Below are 21683 nucleotides of genomic sequence, written 5' to 3'. Positions count from 1 at the left end.
ACACCGTCTTTTTTCTTCTGCAGCCGTGGAGCATGTTGCTGGAATTTGACGAAAACCAAATCCCGTGGCGCGACTCACCCTCTCCGACGCAATGCTGTCGGGCGCATTCCCGCACACCAATGGCAAACCATGAAACGCGGCCTCTTTCGCACGATTGACAGCTACCTGGGCGAATGTGCCCGCGTCCACGAGGACGCCGGCGACGCCTTCCCCTACCTTAGGCCCGACCTCTACAGGCTGCTCGGCTTCCAGCCCGCGTATGAGGACCTGCCGCTGGTCGCCCCGCAGCAGACAACGGACGCCCGCCGCCACTAAGCACAGCTGCAAAGCTTGATGGGTTTCAACTCCGCTTGCCTACATCGGGCGAGTATGACAGGGACTCGCGCGCCCGATTTTCCCTGAATTTCCGAAGCGGACGCGTCCTTTTTTCATGCTTACCATCAACGGCATCACCGTGCGCCTCGGCGGACGCGACATCATTTCCCGCGCCTCGGCCGCCATCCCGCCCCGCGCCCGCGTCGGTCTCGTCGGGCGCAACGGGGCGGGCAAGTCCACCCTGGTGAAAGCCATCATCGGCGAGATCGAGCCTGACGAAGGCGCGATCGAGATGCCCCGCCGCACCCGCCTCGGCTACCTCGCGCAGGAAGCCCCGGCAGGCAGCGCCACCCCGTTCGAGACCGTGCTCGCCGCCGATGTCGAGCGCACGCAATTGCTCGCAGAGGCCGAGACCTGCACCGACCCCGACCGGCTGGGCGACATCCACGACCGCCTCCTTGCCATCGATGCCTACAGCGCCGACGCCCGCGCCGCGCGCATCCTGATCGGCCTCGGCTTCGACGAGGAGATGCAGGCTGCCCCGCTCGACAGTTTCTCCGGCGGCTGGCGGATGCGCGTCGCGCTCGCCTCGCTCCTCTTCTCTGCGCCCGACGTGCTGCTGCTCGACGAGCCGTCGAACCACCTCGACCTTGAAGCGACGCTGTGGCTCGAGAACTTCCTCAAGGCCTATCCCGGCACGCTGCTGCTGATCAGCCACGAGCGTGATCTGCTCAACAACGTGGCCGATCACATCGTCCACCTCCACGCCGGCAAGCTCACGCTCTACCCCGGCGGCTACGACAGCTTCGAGCGCCAGCGCAACGAACGCCTCGCCCAGCAGGCTGCCGCTCGCGCCGCGCAGGAAGCGCAAGCGGACCGGCTCAAGGACTACATCGCCCGCAACTCCGCACGCGCCTCCACCGCCAAGCAGGCGCAGTCGCGCGCCAAGATGCTGGCCAGGATGCAGCCGATCGCGGCGGTGGTGGAAGATCCCTCGCTCAGCTTCGACTTCCCCGACCCCGAGGAACTGCGCCCGCCGCTGATCACGCTCGACCTCGCATCTGTCGGCTACGCCCCCGGCAAGCCGGTGCTGCAGCGCCTCAACCTGCGCATCGACCCGGATGACCGCATCGCCCTGCTCGGCCGCAACGGCAACGGCAAGACCACGCTCGCCCGCCTGCTCGCCGCGCAGCTCGCGCCGATGGACGGGGCGATGACGGCGACGGGGAAGATGCAGGTCGGCTACTTCACCCAGTACCAGGTCGAGGAGATCGCCGTTGGCGGCACCCCGCTCGAACTGATGACCCGCGCGATGGAAGGCAAGAGCCCCGCCGCCGTCCGCGCGCAGCTGGGCCGCTTCGGCTTCTCGGGCAACCGCGCGACGAGCCAAGTCGGCACGCTGTCGGGCGGTGAGCGGGCGCGGCTTGCCCTCGCCCTCGTCACCCGCGATGCGCCGCACATGCTGGTGCTCGACGAGCCGACCAACCACCTCGACATCGACGCCCGCGAGGCGCTGGTCCACGCGCTCAATGCCTACAAGGGCGCGGTGATCCTGATCAGCCACGACCGGCACATGGCCGAACTGGTCGCCGACCGCCTGGTCCTCGTCGATGGCGGCACCGCCAAGCCGTTCGACGGCAGCATCGAGGACTACATCGACTTCATCCTCGGCCGCAACCAGCCCAGGGCGGATGGCGGGTCCGACACGCCGTCCAAGGGCGGTGGCGCGCAGGACCGTAAGGCCCGCGCCGCGGCGCGCGATACGTACAAGGCGCTGCAGAAGAAGCAGACCGAGGCGGAAAAGCGCGTGTCCAAGCTGCAGGCCGAACTCGCGCAGATCGACCGCGCGATGTTCGAACCCGCCAGCGCCGCGCCGGAATTCGCCAAGCTCACCATGAGCGACCTGTCGCAGCGGCGGGGCAAGCTTGCCAGGGAGCTGGAAGAGGCGGAACTGGCGTGGCTTGAGGCTGGCGAGGCGCTAGAGGACTGTGGTTCAGGGGCCAGTTGAGGCCTCCTGTTACCAGCGCTGATGACGAGGTTCCGCACCGCAGTACGCTGAGGGGTTTACGGGGTTTACACGGTTCAGGGAGCCTTGCCCCCGCCGCCCCTTTCCCGTCATCCCGACACAAGTCGGGAGCCATTCCGGCAGTTGCACTGATGACGCTGACGGCGTGGGCCCCGGCCTGCGCCGGGGTGACGGCGGGTGTGGGGGTGAAGGTGTGTGTGGGGGTGGCGGAGGGTGTGGGAGTGGCGTCTGCTTCTGCATCCTCGCACGGGAACAGCGCGGCGAGTTTGGCTTCGCGGTGGTTCTGGGCGGCGGCCCAGCTTTCGCGGGCGATCTGGCGGGCCTGTGCCATGTGGGTGTCGTGCGCGTCCTGCCAGTCGTCCCAGGCCTCGTCGGGCTGGTCGTCGAGCGGCAGGGGGCAGGCGCGCTGGAAGTCCTGTTCGGCCTGCTTCTCGCAAAGCTTGAGGAAGCGGTCCTGCGCCGGGTCGGCAAAGCCGGTGGCGGCGGCGACATCCGCGCCCTCGGCCAGGGCCAGAAGCATGCGGTCGAAGTCCTCGGCGAGGTGGTGGACGGCCTGAGGCGCTTGCGATGCACGGGCGTCGAGGCGGGCGAGATGCGCGAGCAGGAGCCGCGCGTCGAAGCGCCGCCGCTCGCCCACCGCCTCGCCCCGGAACCAGATCGTCTCGGTGGTGCCGTGGAGCGCGCGCTCGGCGAGCACCTGCTCGGCCGCCTCGCGCGCATGGAGCAGGCCTGCGTCCCACGCGGCGGCAAAGGCCGGATCGCGGCGGCGGCGGACATAGGCCGTCTGCGAAGACACCCCCGCCACCCGCGCCGCCTGCCGCACCTGCCCGCTGCGGCTGAGGTGTTCGAGGAAGCGCGCAATCCGCGTGGGCGTGAACTGGTTGGGGTGGAGGAGTGATCCTGTCGCCTCCCCTCCCGCAGCCGGGAGGACGTCCCTTAGTCTCTCCCCTCCCGCAGGCGGGAGGGGCTGGGGGTGGGCCCTTCCTTCTTCGTCCCCTGCACCTTTCCCCCCTCCCGCAAGCGGGAGGGGCCGGGGGTGGGCCCTTCCTTCTTCTGCGTAAAACCCGAGTTCGCCTACCGGCGAATGCCCACCCCTAACCCCTCCCGCCTGCGGGAGGGGGAAAGCAGCGTTCGACAACGACTCGCCCGGAAGCCCGATGTCCCGGCTCGCGGGAATCCAGCCGCGGCCGAAGCCGGAGGGCGCGCGCGGTGCGGCGGCGTGGGGATCGGTGGCGTGCGACATGGACGGCTCCCGTTTGGAACGAAACGGGAACTTCTAGGCGAGGATGGGGGGTGTAGGAAAATGGTTTGTTGATCGTGCCGGAGTGTTATTTTGAGCCTGAGTTCTTTCTATCAGCGCGGCTTCGACTAGAAGACCTAGAGCTTGGATCAGGTCCGGGACGACGGTGAGAGTTTTGGAGGTCCTAGTGCTTAAGCATTTAAGCGGGCACTTGGGTTGGTGCTGCCAACTCATATTTTACTAATTTCCTTTCACTTAGTATTGGGTACAATCGTGCCCATCTTCCGTTTAGCTTTGAGACTTCAAACTGCATTTCACTATCTTTAAAGCTCCTATAAGAATTACTTAGCTTCTCAAAAACGCCAGCGCCGTAATATCTACGAATGCATTCTGCTGATATATTAAAAAATACATCATTCTTTTGATCAATGAATTTTGCTTCCACTTCATCAATAGATGCAAGAAATTTTATCATGACTTGTTCTATAATAATATTTCTGGTTATAGTCTTAGGCTCAGGACCCATTGATTGGCTGAGGGGGATGTGATTCAGGCTCCGCGAGGAGACTGAGCATGAGCGACCTGTACTGGCTGACGGACGAGCAGATGGCTCGCCTTTCGCCGTATTTCCCCAAGAGCCACGGCAAGCCGCGGGTTGACGACCGGCGGGTTCTGAGTGGGATCATCTTCGTCAACCGGAACGGCCTGCGCTGGCGGGATGCGCCAAGGGAGTATGGGCCACACAAGACATTGTATAACCGATGGAAACGGTGGGGCGCGATGGGCGTGTTTGGCCGGATGATGGAAGGCCTGTCCGCCCAGAGGGCCGAACCTCAGACACTCATGATCGACGCGACCTATCTCAAGGCTCACCGCACGGCTTCCAGCCTTGGGGTAAAAAAGGGGATCTTGGGCGCCTGATCGGACGGACCAAGGGTGGCATGAACACCAAGCTTCACGCGATAACCGATGCCAACGGCCGCCCCCTGAGCTTCTTCATCACGGCCGGCCAAATCAGCGATTACACCGGCGCAGCGGCCCTGCTCGACGACCTGCCCAAGGCACAGTGGATGCTTGCCGATCGGGGCTATGATGCCGAGTGGTTCAGGGACGCGCTTGAGCAAAAGGGCATCAAGCCCTGCATTCCGGGCCGGAAATCCCGCTCCATCCCCGTCAAGTACGACAAGCGCCGATACAAGCGGCGCAACCGCATCGAGATCATGTTCGGCCGTCTCAAGGACTGGCGACGCGTGGCAACGCGATACGACCGCTGTCCAACCGTCTTCTTCTCCGCCCTCGCACTCGCCGCAACCGTGCTCTTCTGGCTGTGATCAGTGAGTCCTGAGCCTAGGGTGAGTTTCTTTTTCGCCACTTAATACATCCGTCCCATGACCCTTTATTGCACCCCACAAAAATATTATGCAAAAATAGTTGATGCGAAATATTCTTGCCTTTAAATCTTCAAACAAAATAAATTCAGGGAAAACAATACCCGACTGCATCAGCCGCATAAAGAAAGTTGCTGAAAAACAATCTGCATCATATTCTAGTACTCTACTTGTAAGGTAACGATCATCACTCTCTATCCACTTATATTCCTTTCGTTCAGCACCTCTTGCCATCTCTTGAACACTCAAGTGTCCGTGGATAATATGACACAGCTCATGCCCCACTATATTAAATATAAAGCAATACAATATGGTGGTCTGCGAAGCAACGGCAAGATCTAGTGGCAGGCCATTCGGAGAACAAGCTTCATCTGTAGTGAGGTAACCATCATACTCATCATGCAATATGAATCTAAAATTTGGACTTTCTGCAATAATTCTTGCAACTACATCAAGGCATCTGAAGAGTGAGTCGCTAATTATGATAAAATACTTATCTTTTATCTTTGATGCAGAACAAATATGATCTGAGCTTTGGATTAGTGCAAATTTTATATGGGTACAATTTTTCAAAAAATATCTGATTGAAGTGTATCGCCTCGAGAGCAATCCTCAGTGAGTATAAAGTGTCAATTTCGAGGTTATTATTGATATTATATATTGATATTATATTTTTTAGATATGGCTTGCATACAATTTCTAGTGCGCCATAATCATCTTCACCAACGTAATGCGTCGCAATTTCACTTGGGATTTGCACGAAACGCGAACTCCTGGTTCATCATTGCATCGACGAGCACGATACCATGAAATCGTATGTAGCGCCATGCTGATTGACTTTATTCGTTAGAATTGCGGTGACAGCTTGCTCAGTCCCCAAATTCACCGGCGCTCCCAACACAACCTAAGCCTTCGCTTCGTCATTCCCGCGCAGGCGGGAATCCAGTTGGGGATTGCTGCCCAACGCTCGGCTGCTTTCCAATGACGGGGTTGGGGTGTGACGCTCTGGGTTCCCGCCTGCGCGGGAATGGCGAAGTTGGCGTGGTGGTGGGGCCCAGTTGCATCGGCGCTACGTTCCCGCTAACCTCCACCCATGCCGACCCACCGCTCCCGATTGATACGCTGACCGCTTTTTGCGGGCCGGTGTAGCTCAACGGTAGAGCAAGCCCCTCATGAGGGCCGGGTTGCAGGTTCGAATCCTGTCGCCGGTACCATTCCGGGTTTTCGGGATGGCGTTTTTTCACTCCCTTCCGACCTTTGCTGGCGGGTTGGGGCGCTTTCTCATCCCCTTCCAACTTTGGCTAGGCAGGCGAGCTGCCAAGCCTTCGTATCCTTCCCCCATCGAGGGGGAAGGGTTTGGGGGTGGGGTTGGTTTTCCTTCCGATTCGTCATTCCCGCGTAGGCGGGAATCCAGTGTCGGGGGTCGGCGCTCTGGATTCCCGCCTTCGCGGGAATGACGAAGGTGTGGCTTATGAAAAGGTGTGGGTTGTGAGATGGCGTTGTGGGGTGCCCCTCCGTCAGCCTGCGGATGGTCCCGCTTCCTCCCTCGACAGGCTCAGGATGAGCGGGTGGGGAGGAACTGTTTGCCCCTCCGTCAGCCGCTTGCGCGGCCCCCTCTCCCAACCCTCTCCCCAGAAGGGGAGAGGGCTTTTGTCAGCGTTTCAGCAGGGGGGCGAGGTAGTGGCCGGTGAAGCTGCGGGGGTTTTTGGCGACGTGTTCGGGGGTGCCTTCCGCCACGATCTCGCCGCCGCGGACGCCGCCTTCGGGGCCGAGGTCGATGATCCAGTCGGCGGTCTTGATCACGTCGAGGTTGTGTTCGATCACGACGACGGAGTTGCCCTGTTCGACGAGGCGGTGGAGGACTTCGAGCAATTTGCGCACGTCTTCGAAGTGGAGGCCGGTGGTGGGCTCGTCGAGGATGTAGAGCGTCTGCCCGGTGCTGCGGCGGGCGAGTTCCTTGGCGAGTTTGACGCGCTGGGCTTCGCCGCCCGATAGCGTCGTCGCCTGCTGGCCGACCTTGACGTAGCCCAGGCCCACTTCATTGAGCATGTGCATCCGGTCCCGGATCGGGGGCACGGCCTTGAAGAACTCTTCAGCGTCCTCGATCGTCATGTCGAGCACGTCGGCGATGGAGTGGCCCTTGAACTTCACCTCGAGCGTTTCGCGGTTGTAGCGCTTGCCTTCGCACTCCTCGCAGGTGACGTAGACGTCGGGGAGGAAGTGCATTTCGATCTTGATCAGGCCATCGCCCTGGCACTTCTCGCAGCGGCCGCCCTTGACGTTGAAGCTGAAGCGGCCCGCCTTGTAGCCGCGCGCGGCGCTTTCGGGGAGCCCTGCGAACCAGTCACGGATCAGGGTGAAGGCGCCGGTGTAGGTCGCGGGGTTGGAGCGCGGGGTGCGGCCGATGGGGGACTGGTCGATCTCGATCACCTTGTCGCAGTGTTCGAGCCCGGTGACGCGATCGTGCGCGCCCGCGATCACGCGCGCGCCGTTCAGCGTGCGGGCGGCGACGGCGTGGAGCGTGTCGATGGTGAAGCTCGACTTGCCCGAGCCGGAGACGCCGGTGACGCAGGTGAAGGTGCCCAGCGGGATCTTCGCGCTGACGTTCTGGAGGTTGTTGGCGCGCGCGCCCTCCACGCCGATGAACAGGCCGTTGCCCTTGCGGCGGTGCTTGGGGACTTCGATGCGGCGGGCGCCGGTGAGGTATTGGCCGGTGAGGCTGTTGGGGTTGTCGAGAATGTCCTGCAAACGCCCTTGCGCGACGATCTCGCCGCCGTGGACGCCCGCGCCGGGGCCGAGATCGACGACGTGATCGGCGGTGCGGATGGCGTCCTCGTCATGCTCGACCACGATCACGGTGTTGCCGAGATCGCGCAGGCGCTTGAGGGTTTCGAGCAGGCGGTCGTTGTCGCGCTGGTGGAGGCCGATGCTCGGTTCGTCGAGCACGTAGAGCACGCCCGAGAGGCCGGAGCCGATCTGGCTGGCGAGGCGGATGCGCTGGCTCTCGCCGCCCGAGAGGGTGCCGGAGGTGCGATCGAGGTTGAGGTAATCGAGGCCGACGTTGTTGAGGAAGCCGAGGCGCTCGTTGATTTCCTTGAGGATGGCCTTGGCGATCTGGCTCTGCTGGCTGGTGAGCTTTTCATCGAGCGCGCCGTACCATTCGACCGCGGCAGCGACGGAGAGGCGGGTGATGGAGGAGATATCGGCGCCTGCGACCTTGACGCTGAGCGCCTCGGGCTTGAGGCGCTTGCCTTCGCAGGTCTCGCAGGCCTGAGCGGTCTGGAACTTGGACAGCTCCTCGCGCATCCAGGCGCTCTCGGTCTGCAGCATGCGGCGGTTGAGGTTGCCGATCACGCCTTCGAAGGCCTTCTGGACGGTGTAGGACTTCTTGCCGTCAATGAAGGTGAGCGGCACGGCCTTGCCGGCGGTGCCATAGAGGATGACAATCTTGACCTCGGGGGAGAGCTGGTCCCACGGCGTATCGAGGCTGAAGCCGAAATGCGCGGCGAGGCTGGCGAGGACCTGCATGTAATAGGGCGACGGCGGGTTGCTCTTGGCCCAGGGGACGACGGCGCCCTGCTTCAGGCTTAGGTTCTCGTTCGGGACGACGAGCTGCGGATCGAACAGGAGCTTTTCGCCAAGGCCGTCGCATGCCGGGCACGCGCCCTGGGGGGCGTTGAACGAGAAGAGGCGCGGTTCGATGGACTCGATGGTGAAGCCGCTGACGGGGCAGGCGAACTTTTCGGAGAAGACGATGCGGTTGGGCGGGAGGCCGGTGCGCTTCATGCCGCCCTTGCCTTTCGCCTCTTCCTCACGGCCGGGAACGGGGCCATCGGCGAGATCGACGTAGGCGAGGCCGTCGGCCAGCTTGAGGGCCTGTTCGAAGCTGTCGGCGAGGCGGGTCTGGATGCCGTCACGTACGGCGATGCGGTCGACCACCACCTCGATGTCGTGCTTGAGCTTCTTGTCGAGCGCGGGGGCGTCCTCGATGGGCATCATTTCGCCGTTGATGCGGACGCGGGTGTAGCCGGCCTTCTGCCATTCGGCGAGTTCGCGGCGGTATTCGCCCTTGCGGCCGCGCACGACGGGGGCGAGGAGATAGGCGCGGGTGCCTTCGGGCAGGGCCATGACGCGGTCGACCATCTGCGACACGGTCTGCGCCGAGATCGGCTCCCCGGTGGCGGGGCTGTAGGGGATGCCGACGCGCGCCCAGAGCAGGCGCATGTAGTCATAGACTTCGGTGACCGTCGCCACGGTGGAGCGCGGGTTGCGGCTGGTGGTCTTCTGCTCGATGCTGATGGCGGGCGAGAGGCCGTCGATATGCTCGACATCGGGCTTCTGCATCATCTCGAGGAACTGGCGCGCATAGGCCGACAGCGATTCCACGTAGCGGCGCTGGCCCTCGGCATAGATCGTATCGAACGCGAGGCTGGATTTGCCGGAGCCCGACAGGCCGGTGATGACGATCAGGCTGTCGCGCGGGAGATCGATGTCGATCCCCTTGAGATTGTGTTCACGAGCGCCGCGGACGGAAATGGTAGTGAGAGACATGCGCGGCGGTGTTCCATATTTGTTCGATTGAGGCAAGGCCCCCTGCCCTGCGTCTCCGCATGTGGGGAGCGCGGGGGTGCGGTGCAATACGGGCTTTGGGGGAAAGCCTGCAGTGTCGGAGTGGCAATGGCGACGAAGCGGGTCGGCAACGCGGCAGGTTGCCAACGGTTCGGCGCAAGGCGGATTGTCGCAAGTCGTGTCCGGAGCGATCAAGTCTTCATAACATGAGGGTCTGGGACATGAAGACGGGGACTATCCTTGGCGCGCTGGTGATGGCGCTGGTTGCGGTGCCGAGCGTGGCGCTGGCCGACGATCCCTATGACCCACAGATGCGCACACAGGCGGCACGGGAACGGGACCGCGCCATTATCCGCAAGCTCAACCAGCAGGAACTGGCCAGGGTGCGCGAGCGCGATGCGCGTTATGCGCAAGGGTGGGCGGCGTGGAAGGCGCACAAGGGGCGCGAGCATAACGAGCGGATGGCGGATCGCCGTGATGACGAACGTGACCGTGCCGATGCACGCGACGATTACGAGCAGCGCATGGCCGAGTGGCGGCGCGCCGTCGCAGCTTGTCGCGAAGGTCGCTACGAGTACTGCGAGCGGTAAGTATGGCGTGCGCGTTGGTCAGGGCACGAGCTTGCCCAAGACCACACCCTGAGCCGACAGCACCGGATTGAAGCCCGACGAGTCCGTAAAGTGGACGTCCGTGATGCGGAACTGGAATTGCCCGCCCAGTTCAACTCCATCAGGTCCATAGAATAACCCGGACATGGAGCCCACCTTCGCGTTGTTTTGCGAAAGATCGGACAGGAAACTCCGTCCTGATGCGAAACCGCTCGTGAAGACTATGGGATCGTATGCAAGCGATTGCCCGGTGGTGCGATTGATCAGGATCGGCAGCATCGAACCTTCGAAGGTGCTTGCATCGAAGTTCACGAGAAACGTGGCAGATCCCCTTAGATCCTTCCGGACTTGGGGACTTAGGCCGGCAAGGGCATCGCCATAGATCTGCGCATTGTAGGTTGCCTTGCCGTTCCGGGGGCTGTCGAGGATTGTCGGGCCAGTAACGCCCATGACCGCGAAATACGACTGTTCAATCGTTCCCGATCCCGACGAGATCGTCTTCCTGAAATTGCCGAAGGTCGTATAGGACAACTTGATGTCCGGATTGGTACTACCGGGATTGAACAGCTTGAGCTGCTCTGTCCCATCCGCGACGGTTCTGCGGTATACGGTATAGCGCGCATCGGACTCTGCAGACACAATGTCCTTGGCAGCGAGACTAACCTGTTCCGATGAGCCGGGCATGTAAGTATAGGAGCCGTCTATAACGCGGAACTGCACCTTGGCACCCTGTGTCTCGAACAGCACATCGTAAGGGAGGTCAGGAATGAACCGGTAGAGTTCGGCGGTCGGTCCGGCATTGCCAATCATGAAGCCGACAAAGGCAGCGCGGTTGTCTGGCGACTGACCTTGGAATGTGGCCCCAACTTCGTTGCCGGACGGGCCATAGAAGGCTCCCTCCCATTTTGCTGCCACACCTCCGAGCGTGAAGTCGCCATTAAAGCTGCTGGAACCGGAAGTGATGCGGGAACTCCCGGTCCATTCGGGACCTTCCTGATCGGCGTTGTCATAAATGCGCGTCTGGCGAGCGAGCCCCTGCGTCCGGATAAGGCCGGTCGCGAAGTCCACAACGACCACGCCGGACCCCCTGAGACGATATGCCGTATCCGTGACGAGCGTGCCGAACAGGAAAGTGCCGAAAAGCGCCTTGCCAGTCGTTGGAACCTGCGACGCTCTCGATGGGTAACCGTAGGTAAAGGCAAGATCGGTGGCAGACACCTGGCCAGAACCGCTTACCAACTTTTCGTAGAGTCCGCCTCCAACATAACTGCAGCAGGTTCCTCCGGAGTTGCTCGTCAGGAAAAGGTTTTCCGAAGTGTTGCCGGTTACCTTGCGAAACTCAACCTGACGAAGCCCGGAAGCGATCACATCCGATCGCGAGAAGGACTGATTCACCCCATCGCCCGAGATGCGATAGCCGCCGGTTGCTGCGTCATAGGAAATGGCGAGGGTCGTCTTGGCAGCGTTGGCCTGCGTGGTCTGACCCGTGTCGGAACTCACCACAGTCTGAAGCTTCGCCGCAACATTGGCGAAGGATTCTGAGACCTTGAGATCGTTCAAGGAAGTGTTTGCAGGCGTAGGCGTAGGCGTAGGCGTAGGCGTAGGCGTAGGCGTAGGCGTAGGCGTAGGCGTCGGTGTGGGCGTGGGCGTGGGCGTAGGCGTAGGCGTCGGTGTGGGCGTGGGCGTGGGCGTGGGCGTGGGCGTTGGCGTCGGCGTGGGCGTCGGCACGGGTGTGGGCGTGCTGCTGACGCCGCCGCCGCCGCAGGAGGCCAGCATGAGGGCGAGCGTGGTGGTGGCCGTTGCGGCCAGGATCTTGCGGTTCACGGTTGCCCCCGTTGCTGGCCCGAATCCCTGTGTCCGGACACCATATCGGAGGAAGAAATAGCCAGAAGCGATGGAAATCGCGAACGCCTATTTGGGGTAATTATGTGATTTTTATCACATTTCTAGGGTGGTTAGATGTGGGTCGGAGTTTGAAGTGACAGGCCCACCCCCGACCCCTCCCGCTTGCGGGAGGGGGGAAATGTGGAATGCCCCTTCCGCTTAGCGGAGGGGGGACGCGAGGGTGGCTTTTGCCTTTCGACGGGGCGCTGTTGCGATGGTGCCCCTCCACCATCCTGCGGATGGTTCCCCTCCCCTCCCCGCCTGCGCGGGGACAGGCTGGGGAGGAACTGGGGTGCCCCTCCACCATCCTGCGGATGGTTCCCCTCCCCCGGTGGGGGAGGAACTGGGGTGCCCCTCCACCATCCTGCGGATGGTCCCCCTCCCCGGATCGGGGAGGAACTGGGTCAGTTCTTCTTGCCGAGGGTTACGCCCGAGAAGGTTGAGGCGGTGGCGCTTTGGCCGTTGGGGGAATCGAGGTTGAGGGTGAAGGCGCCGCCCCATTCCGCCGCATTGACGCCGAAGAACAACCCGTTGAGGAAGCTGGTGCTGCTGACGTTGGTGCCGGTGCCGCGCAGGGTGAAGCTGTTGCCGACGCCGCAGCCGGGGCACACACCGGCGAGCGAGCCGCTGTAGGTGAAGCTGCCGAGGTTGCTGGCGGCGTTGCTGGTGACGTCGGTGGCGGTGAGTGCCAGCGTGGCGCTGCCCGTGCCTGCACCGAAGTCTGCGGTGAAGGTGCTGGTGCCCGAAAGCGAAGCCTCGTTCTGGGTCGCGCCGTTGCGGCCATAGCCATAGACCACGCCATTGTAGCTGGCAGAGCCAGTGCGCGGGATCTGGAAGCTGGGGGTGAGGCCGCCGAAGGGCACGTAGTAATGCGTCGTGACCTGACGACCGTTGACGGTGTCAGTCCGCACGACTTCGGCAAAGCTGGCGTAGGTCAGCGCGAGAGCGGGGTTGCCGCTGCCGGGCTTGAACACGCGGGCGGTGTAGTCTGCGCCGCGATAGACGTCGAAAGTGCTGGTGCTCTCGGCAACCTTGTAGTCGGCAGCGGCGAGGGTCTGGTCGAGCTGCTTGGCATTGCCGAAGTTGGTCCCGGTCGTCTTCGAAGTGAGAATGTAGGACTTGTCGGTGGGGTTGTAGGTGACTTCGATGTTGCTGTCGCGCAGACTCTCGTTGGAGTTGAAATCCGGGACCACGTAGTACTGCGCAGAGCCGCCATTGAGCACGGTGGTGGTGGTGAGCGCGGCAAGGCCCGATTGCGAGGCGGTGCTGTCAGACCCGCGAGCCCCGGCCAGAGTTGCGGCCATCACCGCGCCGCCGCTGCTGCTGGCCTGGACGACCGCGCCGACCTGCTCTGCCGCCGGGCCGAAGAGCTTGCCGGTGAGCGTGCCGCTGTAGTCGGTCGTGCCGTCGAACGCGATCGTGCCGGTGAAGCCGTTGGCGCTGGAGGACAGGGTGCCGCTGCCGGTCCAGTTGCCGGTGTCGAGCTGCGTGCCGGGGTTGGCGGCGCCGATGCCGGGAACAGAGTTGCCCACGGTATAGTTGCCGAGCGTGGTGAGCGCCCCGCTCTGGAAATTGAGGCTGAGGCTGCCCTGCCCGTTCACGCTGCGGAAGGGCGAGCCGTTGGCGGCAATGCCGCCATTGAGCGCGACGTTGAACGAGGCCGAGCCGGTGCGCGGGGTGGCGGCATTGGTGGTGGGGAAGCCATAGACGAAGGCATCGATCTGGCCGACGCTCGAACGGCGGTCTGTCAGCACGCCGGCGCGCAGGTAATCGGTGCTGGTGTAGAACTCGTAGGACAGCGGCGTGTCGATGCCGCGCCGGGGCTGCCACAGGATGCGGCCGTCGGTGCCGTAGAACACCAGCGGCGAGCCGTTCTCGCCCTGATGGACAGCGCTGACGGCGGTTCCGGCCGAGACCGAGGAGAGATTGCCCCCGGTGCCGAGCGTGCCCTTGGCCGAGGCGGCGAGCGGCTGGTAGAACTGGTCGGTGGCAGGCACGTCAAGGTTGGTCGAGGTGTTGACGGGCGTGGTGCCGCGCACGCCGTAGAGCACGCCGGTGGCAGCGACATCGGGGTTGGGGTTGTTGGAGAAGGTTGCGCCCACTTCCTCGGCTGCGGGGCCGAAGAAGGAGCCGCGCAACTGCCCGGTGCCGGTGCTGTCGAGCGTGAGTTCGCCAAGGAAGCTGTTGGCGCTGCGCGAGAGCAGCGCGAAGGCCCGCCAGCCGAAGTTGCGCGCGACGGCGCCGGTTTCGACGTCGGTCTCGTCATAGAAGCCGCGCCCGGCCATGCCCCCGGAGAGGAAATCGACCGAGAGCGTACCTGTGCCGCCGAGCGCGTAGATCTTCGAGCTGAAATTGCGCGCGCCGAGCAGGCGGACGTCGTAGCTGGCAGAGCCGGTACGTGGCAGGGCGGAATCGGGCGTGTGCACGCCATAGGCGAACGAGGTCACGCGGCCGTCAACCGTACTGCTGCCCGTCGTTACCCGCTGCCACACGCCCGCGCCGACATAGCGCGTCTGCCCGGCACCGGTGCCGGTGGTGGTGAGCGAGAGGAACTCGGTCGTGCTGCCGGAGACCACCTTGTAGGTGGTGATCGCGCTGTTTGACTGGGTGGGGTCGATATTGGCGGGCAGGAAGGTGCGCGAGCGGGTACCGTCGGACACGGTCCATGACTGGTTGGTGGCGTTGTAGGACACCGTAAGCGTCAGCGCCGCAGCGGTGGCGGTGCCGTTCGCCCCGTTGAGGGGAAAGCTTAGCGAGGCGACCGAGGCGTTGTTGCGGAAGGTCTCGCTGACCAGCGGGGCGACAAGGCTCGTGTTTGCGGTGGGGGTGGGGGTTGGCGTTGGAGTGGGTGTGGGTGTGGGTGTCGGAGTGGGCGTGGGCGTGGGCGTGGGTGTGGGTGTTGGAGTGGGCGTCGGCGTCGGAGTGGGCGTCGGAGTGGGCGTCGGAGTGGGCGTCGGAGTGGGCGTCGGCGTCGGAGTGGGCACAGGCGTGGGCGTGCTGCTGACGCCGCCGCCACCGCAGGCTGCAAGCATCAGCGCGATGGTCAGGGCCGAAGCGGTTGCGGCGCGACGATTATGGTTAGTCATTAAACGCTCTCCCCTCAGAATGCCGATGTGATGCCAAGTTCTGCGGCGCGGCGGCTGAAATCGAATATCCCGACGGTCGAGCGGTTGCGCTCGGCCCGAAGGCGAAGGAAGGGCGCGATGCCCTTCCAGTGGATGGCGCGGAATGTGGCGGCAAAGCCGATGGTCAGCCGCTCGTCGACGCGCTTTTTCGGATAGAGGAACAGGCGCTCGTCCGCTTCGAGGCGGGTGTAGCTGCCGTCGAGGACCAGCGTGGTGCGGCCCAGTTCGCGGAACAGATAGACCGAGCTGCCGCCGGTCCAGTCCGACCAACCCGGATCGCGCGCCGCGGTGCGGCTGGCGCGCAACTGCACGCCGCCGCCGAAGCGCGCGCTGAACGCGCGGTCGAGGCCGAGGGTGGCGGCGTAGATCGTCGAATCCTGCAGATCGTTGCGGCGGTTGTCGAGCCGTGAGAGCGCGGTTTCGGCGCGGAGCTGGGTGCGTTTGCCGAGGGGGTGCTGCCAGACTGCCGAGCCGCCCCAGCCCTTGCTGAAAGGCTGCTGCCCGAACCAGCGCCACGAGGGGCCTGCGGAGAAGGTAATGCGGTCCTGGCCGGACTGGAATTCCGGGCCGAGCTGGAGCGCGAGGGCGTAATCGTCGAACTGGCCGGTGCGGTAGAAATCGCCGCTGCCCGAAATGCGGGCGAGCAGGCGGGTCTTTGTGCCGAGGGGCAAGCGGGCATAGCCCTGTGCGCGAGCGGCGAGGCCGAGGCCGGACTTGGCGCGGGCATCGTCGCTGAGGGTGAAATCGCCGATCACGGTTCCGAGCGTATCGGACCGGGTCGCGCGGTTGATGTTGCTGTCCGGTGCAAGCGCGAGTTCGATGCTGCCGCCGACCGGCTTGGCGGCGGCGAGCGCGGAAGCGTAGAAGCGCACCGCGCGCTCGACATCGGGCGGGAGTTGGCCACTGGCCTGCGCGGCGCGGAACTCGCGCTCGGCCGCCCCAAGGCGACCGAGCAGAGCGTTCATGCGGGCCAGTTCGAGGCGGACGCGGGCGACATCGGGCTTTTCGTCGAGAATGCGGCGAAGCTCGATCGCGGCATCGCGCGGACGGCCCATGCGGTCTGCCAGCATCAGTGCCAGCCGGAAGCGCGCCTCCGTGCGCAGTTCGACGTCCGGGTTGGTGGCCAGCGCCCGGTAGGCCGCTTCGGCAGTGGCGAAATCACCCGCATCGCGCGCGGAATCGGCGAACTGGAACAACTGGGCAGCGCTTAACTGGAGCTGCTGCGGCTGGGCGGGCGGCGGAGCAGATGGCGCCTGCGGGAGCTCCTGCGCACAGGATAGCTGAGGCGAAACGCCAAGCAGGATGACGCCTGCCGTTGCACGAACCGCCCATTGCCCGACCAAAGATTCTCTTTCCACAAACGTTCGATAAGCCGGGCGATTGCGATGGCAAGCGGGATTTGCCGTTCTTTGCCGATGGAAGTCGTAACTTTGTCGAAACCATACAATCCTCCATTACGGAAGTTTGCTAGGTTTCCATGACGAAAACGCAAGTATCTGGATTTTTGCGGAATGGTAATCGAAGTCCCTCGCGCCCCCGCCCAAGCCCCGGCTGACGTTTCATCCGCCATGGATGGATCAGTCGCCCGGCGCGCGCCGGCGCAGAGCCTGTTCTGCCGCAGCGGAGCAGCGTGCGACGATCGTCCGGCGATCTCGCTGCGGGTGCGCGAAAGTTTCGTTGCCTATTTCGCCGCCGATTTTGCTGCTGCCATGACCGAGCATCGCCATGAGAACGACGAGCGGAGTGCCGATACGGCGGCTTGAGGTTCGCATCCGACGACAGGCTCAGGATGAGCGGACGTTGGTGCCCTTCCTGCCCGAAGAAGTAGGGCGTTTTGGCGGGTGCCCCTCCACCATCCCGGATCGGGTCCGGGATGGCCCCCTCCCCGTGCCGGGGAGGAATTACAAGGCCAGCGCTTGGTGGCCGCGTTGTCCTAGCCAGGTGGCTTTCAGGTTCCAGACTTTGGCGATGACGTCTTTGGACAGGACCTCTTGCGGGGGGCCTTGGGCGATGAGGTGGCCCTTGTCGAGGACGAGGACGTGATCGGCATGGTTCATGGCCAACGCGAGATCGTGGACGACGAGGACGACGCCCCTGCCCTCGTGCGCCAGTTCCCGCAGTCGCCGGATCAGGGCTTGCTGGTGGGCAAGATCGAGCGCGGCAAGCGGTTCGTCGGCAAGTATCCACTGCGGCTGGGTAGCGAGGACGCGGGCTAGCAGGGCACGGGCGCGTTCTCCGCCGGACAGGGTGGACAGGGCGCGCTCGGCCAGGGGCTCAAGCTGCATCGTCGCGATGGCCTGTTCGACCGCAGCCGCGTTCTCGGAGGGGCCGGTGCGGTGCGGCAGACGGCCGAGGCCGACAAGGGTGCGGACGGCGAGGTTCCATGCGACCTCGCCCGACTGCGGCAGGTAACCGATGCGGCGGGCGCGCTCCTGCGGGGGCAGCTGCGTCAGGGGCTGGCTGGTGAGCGTGACCGTTCCGCGTTCTGGCGGGATCAGGCCTGCCAGTGCTGCGAGGAGCGAGGACTTGCCTGCGCCGTTGGGGCCGACAATGGCGGTGACGCGGCCCGAACGCAGTTGCGCGGTCACCTCGTGAAGCCGGTTGGAGACAGTCAGTCCGAGTGCTTCCAGCATTACGCCAGTTCCCGCCGCAGCTTGAGGAGGAGGCGCAGGAAGAATGGGGCTCCGGCAAGGCTGAGCGCGATGCCAAGGCGCAGTTCGCCGCCCTGCAGGGGGAGAATGCGGCACAGGCAATCGGCGACGAGGAGCAGGAGCGCTCCGGCGAGCGCCGAGGGGACCAGCGTGGCCGAAGGGCGCTGGTCGGTGAAAGGGCGGACGAAGTGCGGGACCATCAGGCCGACGAAACCGATCATGCCCGCAACCGCCACGCCGCTGCCTACGATCAGGCCGATGGCGACGACCATTGTGGCGAGAAGGCGAGCGGGCTCCACGCCGAGCGAGCGGGCGGCGGCCTCGCCCAGGGCCAGCGCATCGAGCGCGGGCGCTGCGCGCCAAAGGGCGATGAGGCCGAGCGCGGTGAGCGGGGCGGCGAGGTGGACTTCGTGCCAGCCGCGATCGGCAAGTGCGCCCATCAGCCAGGTGACGATCTCTGACAGCGCGAAGGGATTGGGCGAGAGGCTGATGGCGAGGCTGGTAAGCGCGCCTGCGAGGCTGGCGATCATCATGCCGGCCAGCGTGAACAGGGCGATGCCGCCGCTGCGTCCGGCGATCAGCGCGAGCAGGGCCATGGCTCCCGCGGCTCCGGTCAAGGCGAAGAGCGGCAGGGTGAGGCTTTGCGTTTCATAGCCGGTGTAGAAGGACAGGACTGCGCCGAGGGCGGCGGCAGGCGCGATGCCGAAAAGGCCGGGGTCGGCCAGCGGGTTGCGCAGGTAGCCTTGCATGGCCGCGCCTGCCGCGCCGAGGCCGGAGCCAAGGATCAAGGCGAGGAGCGCGCGGGGGAGGCGCAGTTCCATGAGGATCGCGGTGGCGTTGGGGACCGGGGGGCCGAGCGGGTCGATCCAGACTTGCCCGGCGAGGAGCGAGAGCGGGAGGGCCAGCGCGAGGGCGATGAGGAGGATGGGGGTGAGGTTGCGGCTCACTGCGGGTGCCCCTCCACCATCTTCGATGGTCCCCCTCCCCGTACCGGGGAGGAACGGCGGACTTCGGCCAGACGCTCGGCGGCGGCGATCAGGGTGGGGCCGCCACAGTAGAGGAGTTTGGGGTTAAGGGTGGCGCGGCGGGTTGTGCGCAGGGCCTTGAGTGCGGGGTGGCTGAGGACACGGTCGTCGCCCTGCCCTGTCTCGGCAGTCTGGCCTGCGACGAGGATCAGTTCGGGCGGGTCTGCGAGCATCTTCTCGAGCGGGAGAAGATCGGCTTGCCCCAGCCCGCGCGAGGCGGCGAAATTGACATAGCCGGTATGGCGCAGGAGGTCGGCGATCAGGGTGCCGTCGCCGGGGACCATCCCGCCCGATTGCCAGACGACGGTGGGGATAGGGCGTGTGCCGGGGCGCGGGGTGGCGGCGGCGAGTGCGGCATCGATGCGTTGAATCAGGGCTTCGCCTCGGTCGGGATGGCCCGAGAGGGTGGCGATCTGGCGGATCTGGTCGCGGCTGGCCTCCACCGTGCTGGCCATGCCGAGCGTTTCGAGGCGCAGGCCGAGGCGCTTGTAGGCGCTGGCCGTGGCGGGATCGATGAACGTGCTGCCGAGGACGAGATCGGGTTTGAGCGCGAGGACCTCTTCCACAGTGCCGCGCGTGGACGGCAGCGCGCTGGCGAGGCGTGCGTCCATCGAGGAGGAGCGCGGGTCCTTGCTGTAGTGCGAGATGGCGAGGATCTGCGCGGGGTCTGCCACTTCGGCGAGGATCGCGTCGGTGCAGGGATTGAGGCTGACGAGTGTCGGGTGCGCCTGCGCGCGGTGTTCGGGGGTGGCGTTGGTGTGGGGGATGCAACTGGCGGTGAGGAGAGCTGCAGACAACGCCACCCCCTGACCCGCTCCTTTGAAAAGGAGCGGGAGACGTGTGCGCAGACGTTCCGTAACACCGCCGAGGTCCCCGCCTTCGCGGGGACACAGAGGTTTGGAACGAGGCGCGGGTGCTGTCATCAGTAGCGCGCGCGGATGCCGAGGTAGGCGGCGCGGCCCCAGGTGCCGTAGTCGGCGACGGTCTGGTACCTGGCGTCGAAAAGGTTTTCGACGCGGCCGTAGAGTTCGACCTTCTCCGTGAGGGGGAAGCTCGCGCGCACGGTAGTCAGCGCGTAGCCATCGAGGCGGCGGGTGTTTGACGCGTTGTCAAAGCTGTCTCCCACAAGGCGCAGGTCGGCCCCGAGGGTGAGGCCTGCGAGCGGGGTTGTCCAGTCGCTCGAGAGGGTGAGCGCGTGGGCGGGACGGCGGGCGAGGTCCTTGCCACGGTTGGCGTTGCCGGGAGTGCGGTTCTCGGTTTCGAGGTAGGTGTACGCCGCCTGCAGGTGCAGCGTATCGGTGGGCCGTGCGCCGAGTTCGGCTTCGACGCCCTGCGCGCGGGCGAGGCCGACGTTGTCGTAGAGACCGAAGGGGCGCGTGGCGCAGGCGTTGAGGCTGGCGCAAGAGACGAAAGTGATCAGGTTGCGGCTGTCGCGGCGGAAGACCGTGACGGCGGCGTGGACCTTGCCGTAAGCCGCGCCCCATTCGAGGCCTGCGTCATAGCTTTTGGAGCGCTCGGGGTTGAGCGCGGCGTTGCCGTAGTCCGAGAGCAGCTGGTAGAGCGTGGGGGCCTTGAAGCCTTCGCCGTAGCTGGCGCGCAGGCGCAGGTTTTCGACGAGTTCGAACGAGCCGTTGGCGCCGAAGGTCCATGCGGTGCCGAAGCGGCTGTGATCGTCGACGCGGACACCGGCGGCGAGGCTGGCGCGGTCGGTGCTCCAGCCGAGCAGGGCGTGGCCGCTGGTGAGGTTGGCCTTTGCTTCTGCATCGAAAGTGCTGGAGAAGCGGGTCCATTCGCTGTCACCGCCGAAATCGAGCGTGAAATCGGCGGGGAGGTTGATGCGACCGGTCAGGTCGACGCGTTCGGAACGGCCCGTGTAGCCGTAGGACGGGTCGGTGCCGAAGGTCGGGTCGAAGTAGTCGCGCTTGGTGTCGGACAGCGCGAAGCCGGTGTTCAGCGTGAGGGCGCTGCCGGTGTAGCGCAGGCCGACGCGGCCCGAGGCCTGGCGGGTGGTCTGGTATTCGGGAGTATCGCCGAAGCTGTAGGTCGGCGGGGCGAAGCCGTCGATGTCGGTACGGGTGTCGGCGTAGCGGGCGGTCGCGACGACCGCGAGATCTTGCGTGAGGTTTACGCGGCCACGACCGCCGACGCGCCATTGGCGGAAGCCGTCAGGCTCGGTGCCGACTGCTGCAGCGGAGACGCCGTTGCTTTCGGAATAGCCGCCGTTGAGGGTCAGCGCGCCTAAGTCTGACGAAAGACCGGCAGCGGCATCGGCGAGGTAGCTGTCGTTGGCGCCGAGTTCGGCGCTGGCTTCGACGCTATTGAGATCACGCGACTGGACGGCGATCACGCCGCCGATGGCCGCAGAGCCCCAGACGATGGAGTTGGAGCCGCGCAGGACGTCGATCCGCTCGACGCCGCCCGGGGTCAGCGTGCCGAAATCGAAGCCGCCCGAGGGGGCAGAGACGTCTTCGAGGCGGACGCCATCGACGAGGACGAGAACCTGCTCGGCATCGGAGCCGCGCAGGCGCACGCCGGTGAAGCTGCCGGGGCCGCCGTTGCGGGTGATGGTGATGCCGGGGACGCGTTCGAGGACGCGGGTGATATCGGGACCTTGAATCGACTGGATTTCGGCGGCGGTGATGACGGAGACGGGTTGGCGGACCTTGGTCAGGCTAGTCTGACTGCCGGTGGCGATGACGGTGATGGAATCGGCGCGGATCGAGTCACCGGTGACGATATCTTCGGCGCCTTGGGCAAGCGCGGGGCTGGCAAACGCGAGGGCGGAAACGGAAAGCAGGTACTTTTTCACGAAACGTAACTCCGGCCACGAACGGTTGATGCCGTTCGTGGCG

16 protein-coding genes and 1 tRNA gene are annotated in these 21683 nt (G+C 64.6%); 7 read left to right on the top strand and 10 right to left on the bottom strand.

Annotated features, from left to right (window positions below):
• Nucleotides 1-129 precede the first annotated feature (129 nt).
• The 3 genes from ACZ1JW_RS12035 (at nucleotide 130) to ACZ1JW_RS12025 (ending at nucleotide 3239) form a co-directional block, all read left to right on the top strand.
• Nucleotides 130-315: a hypothetical protein gene (locus ACZ1JW_RS12035; protein ID WP_465123322.1), complete on the top strand. Its 186-nt coding sequence runs from the start codon at nucleotides 130-132 to the stop codon at nucleotides 313-315.
• Between the two features lie 115 nt (nucleotides 316-430).
• A complete protein-coding gene (locus ACZ1JW_RS12030) occupies nucleotides 431-2323 on the top strand; it encodes an ABC-F family ATP-binding cassette domain-containing protein (protein ID WP_465140713.1) in 1893 nt (630 codons plus the stop codon).
• Between the two features lie 295 nt (nucleotides 2324-2618).
• Nucleotides 2619-3239, top strand: coding sequence for a hypothetical protein (locus tag ACZ1JW_RS12025; RefSeq protein WP_465140712.1), 621 nt, complete (start codon nucleotides 2619-2621; stop codon nucleotides 3237-3239).
• Between the two features lie 541 nt (nucleotides 3240-3780).
• Here ACZ1JW_RS12025 and ACZ1JW_RS12020 read toward each other — a convergent pair.
• Nucleotides 3781-4107, bottom strand: a complete 327-nt coding sequence (locus ACZ1JW_RS12020) for a hypothetical protein (protein ID WP_465140711.1) — start codon at nucleotides 4105-4107, stop codon at nucleotides 3781-3783.
• 47 nt (nucleotides 4108-4154) lie between these two features.
• Between ACZ1JW_RS12020 and ACZ1JW_RS12015 the strand changes: the two genes are divergently transcribed.
• A protein-coding gene (locus ACZ1JW_RS12015) for an IS5 family transposase (protein WP_465140710.1) occupies nucleotides 4155-4912 on the top strand; the annotation gives its coding sequence in 2 pieces (ribosomal slippage) (nucleotides 4155-4488 and nucleotides 4488-4912; 759 coding nt in all).
• Here ACZ1JW_RS12015 and ACZ1JW_RS12010 read toward each other — a convergent pair.
• A complete protein-coding gene (locus ACZ1JW_RS12010) occupies nucleotides 4913-5542 on the bottom strand; it encodes a hypothetical protein (protein ID WP_465140709.1) in 630 nt (209 codons plus the stop codon).
• A 566-nt stretch (nucleotides 5543-6108) separates the two neighbouring features.
• Here ACZ1JW_RS12010 and ACZ1JW_RS12005 point away from each other — a divergent pair.
• Nucleotides 6109-6183 (top strand) — tRNA-Met (locus tag ACZ1JW_RS12005).
• A gap of 439 nt (nucleotides 6184-6622) precedes the next feature.
• Here ACZ1JW_RS12005 and uvrA read toward each other — a convergent pair.
• On the bottom strand, nucleotides 6623-9520 hold the full coding sequence (gene uvrA, locus ACZ1JW_RS12000; protein WP_465140708.1) for an excinuclease ABC subunit UvrA: 2898 nt from the start codon (nucleotides 9518-9520) through the stop codon (nucleotides 6623-6625).
• 239 nt (nucleotides 9521-9759) lie between these two features.
• Between uvrA and ACZ1JW_RS11995 the strand changes: the two genes are divergently transcribed.
• A complete protein-coding gene (locus ACZ1JW_RS11995; RefSeq protein ID WP_465140707.1) occupies nucleotides 9760-10128 on the top strand; it encodes a hypothetical protein in 369 nt (122 codons plus the stop codon).
• Nucleotides 10129-10146: 18 nt separating this feature from the next.
• On the opposite strand, the gene ACZ1JW_RS11990 is transcribed toward ACZ1JW_RS11995, so the two are convergent.
• From ACZ1JW_RS11990 to ACZ1JW_RS11980, 3 genes are all read right to left on the bottom strand, one after another.
• The gene (locus ACZ1JW_RS11990) at nucleotides 10147-11706 is read right to left on the bottom strand and encodes a transferrin-binding protein-like solute binding protein (protein ID WP_465140706.1); all 1560 of its coding nucleotides are present in this window, start codon (nucleotides 11704-11706) and stop codon (nucleotides 10147-10149) included.
• A 728-nt stretch (nucleotides 11707-12434) separates the two neighbouring features.
• Complete coding sequence (locus tag ACZ1JW_RS11985) at nucleotides 12435-15116, bottom strand: transferrin-binding protein-like solute binding protein (protein WP_465140705.1); 2682 nt, start codon at nucleotides 15114-15116, stop codon at nucleotides 12435-12437.
• Between the two features lie 14 nt (nucleotides 15117-15130).
• Nucleotides 15131-16513, bottom strand: a complete 1383-nt coding sequence (locus ACZ1JW_RS11980; protein ID WP_465140704.1) for a surface lipoprotein assembly modifier — start codon at nucleotides 16511-16513, stop codon at nucleotides 15131-15133.
• A 210-nt stretch (nucleotides 16514-16723) separates the two neighbouring features.
• On the opposite strand from ACZ1JW_RS11980, the gene ACZ1JW_RS11975 reads away from it, so the two are divergent.
• Nucleotides 16724-16918: a hypothetical protein gene (locus ACZ1JW_RS11975; protein WP_465140703.1), complete on the top strand. Its 195-nt coding sequence runs from the start codon at nucleotides 16724-16726 to the stop codon at nucleotides 16916-16918.
• A gap of 138 nt (nucleotides 16919-17056) precedes the next feature.
• Here the strand turns inward: ACZ1JW_RS11975 and ACZ1JW_RS11970 are convergent, their stop codons facing one another.
• The 4 genes from ACZ1JW_RS11970 to ACZ1JW_RS11955 all read right to left on the bottom strand — a co-directional run bounded on the left by ACZ1JW_RS11970 (nucleotide 17057) and on the right by ACZ1JW_RS11955 (nucleotide 21640).
• Entirely contained in the window at nucleotides 17057-17788 is a 732-nt protein-coding gene (locus ACZ1JW_RS11970; protein ID WP_465140702.1) for an ABC transporter ATP-binding protein, read from the bottom strand.
• Entirely contained in the window at nucleotides 17788-18753 is a 966-nt protein-coding gene (locus tag ACZ1JW_RS11965; protein WP_465140701.1) for a FecCD family ABC transporter permease, read from the bottom strand. The genes ACZ1JW_RS11970 and ACZ1JW_RS11965 overlap by 1 nt, the downstream gene beginning before the upstream one ends.
• Nucleotides 18750-19634 (bottom strand): ABC transporter substrate-binding protein, encoded by an 885-nt coding sequence (locus tag ACZ1JW_RS11960; protein ID WP_465140700.1) that lies wholly within the window; start codon nucleotides 19632-19634, stop codon nucleotides 18750-18752. The genes ACZ1JW_RS11965 and ACZ1JW_RS11960 overlap by 4 nt, the downstream gene beginning before the upstream one ends.
• A 119-nt stretch (nucleotides 19635-19753) precedes the next feature.
• Nucleotides 19754-21640: a TonB-dependent receptor plug domain-containing protein gene (locus ACZ1JW_RS11955; RefSeq protein WP_465140699.1), complete on the bottom strand. Its 1887-nt coding sequence runs from the start codon at nucleotides 21638-21640 to the stop codon at nucleotides 19754-19756.
• Between the last annotated feature and the right edge of the window lie 43 nt (nucleotides 21641-21683).

It is taken from the genome of Novosphingobium sp. BL-A-28-Hi1-0D, assembly GCF_055521755.1.
This window is presented reverse-complemented; position numbering and strand designations above follow the sequence as displayed.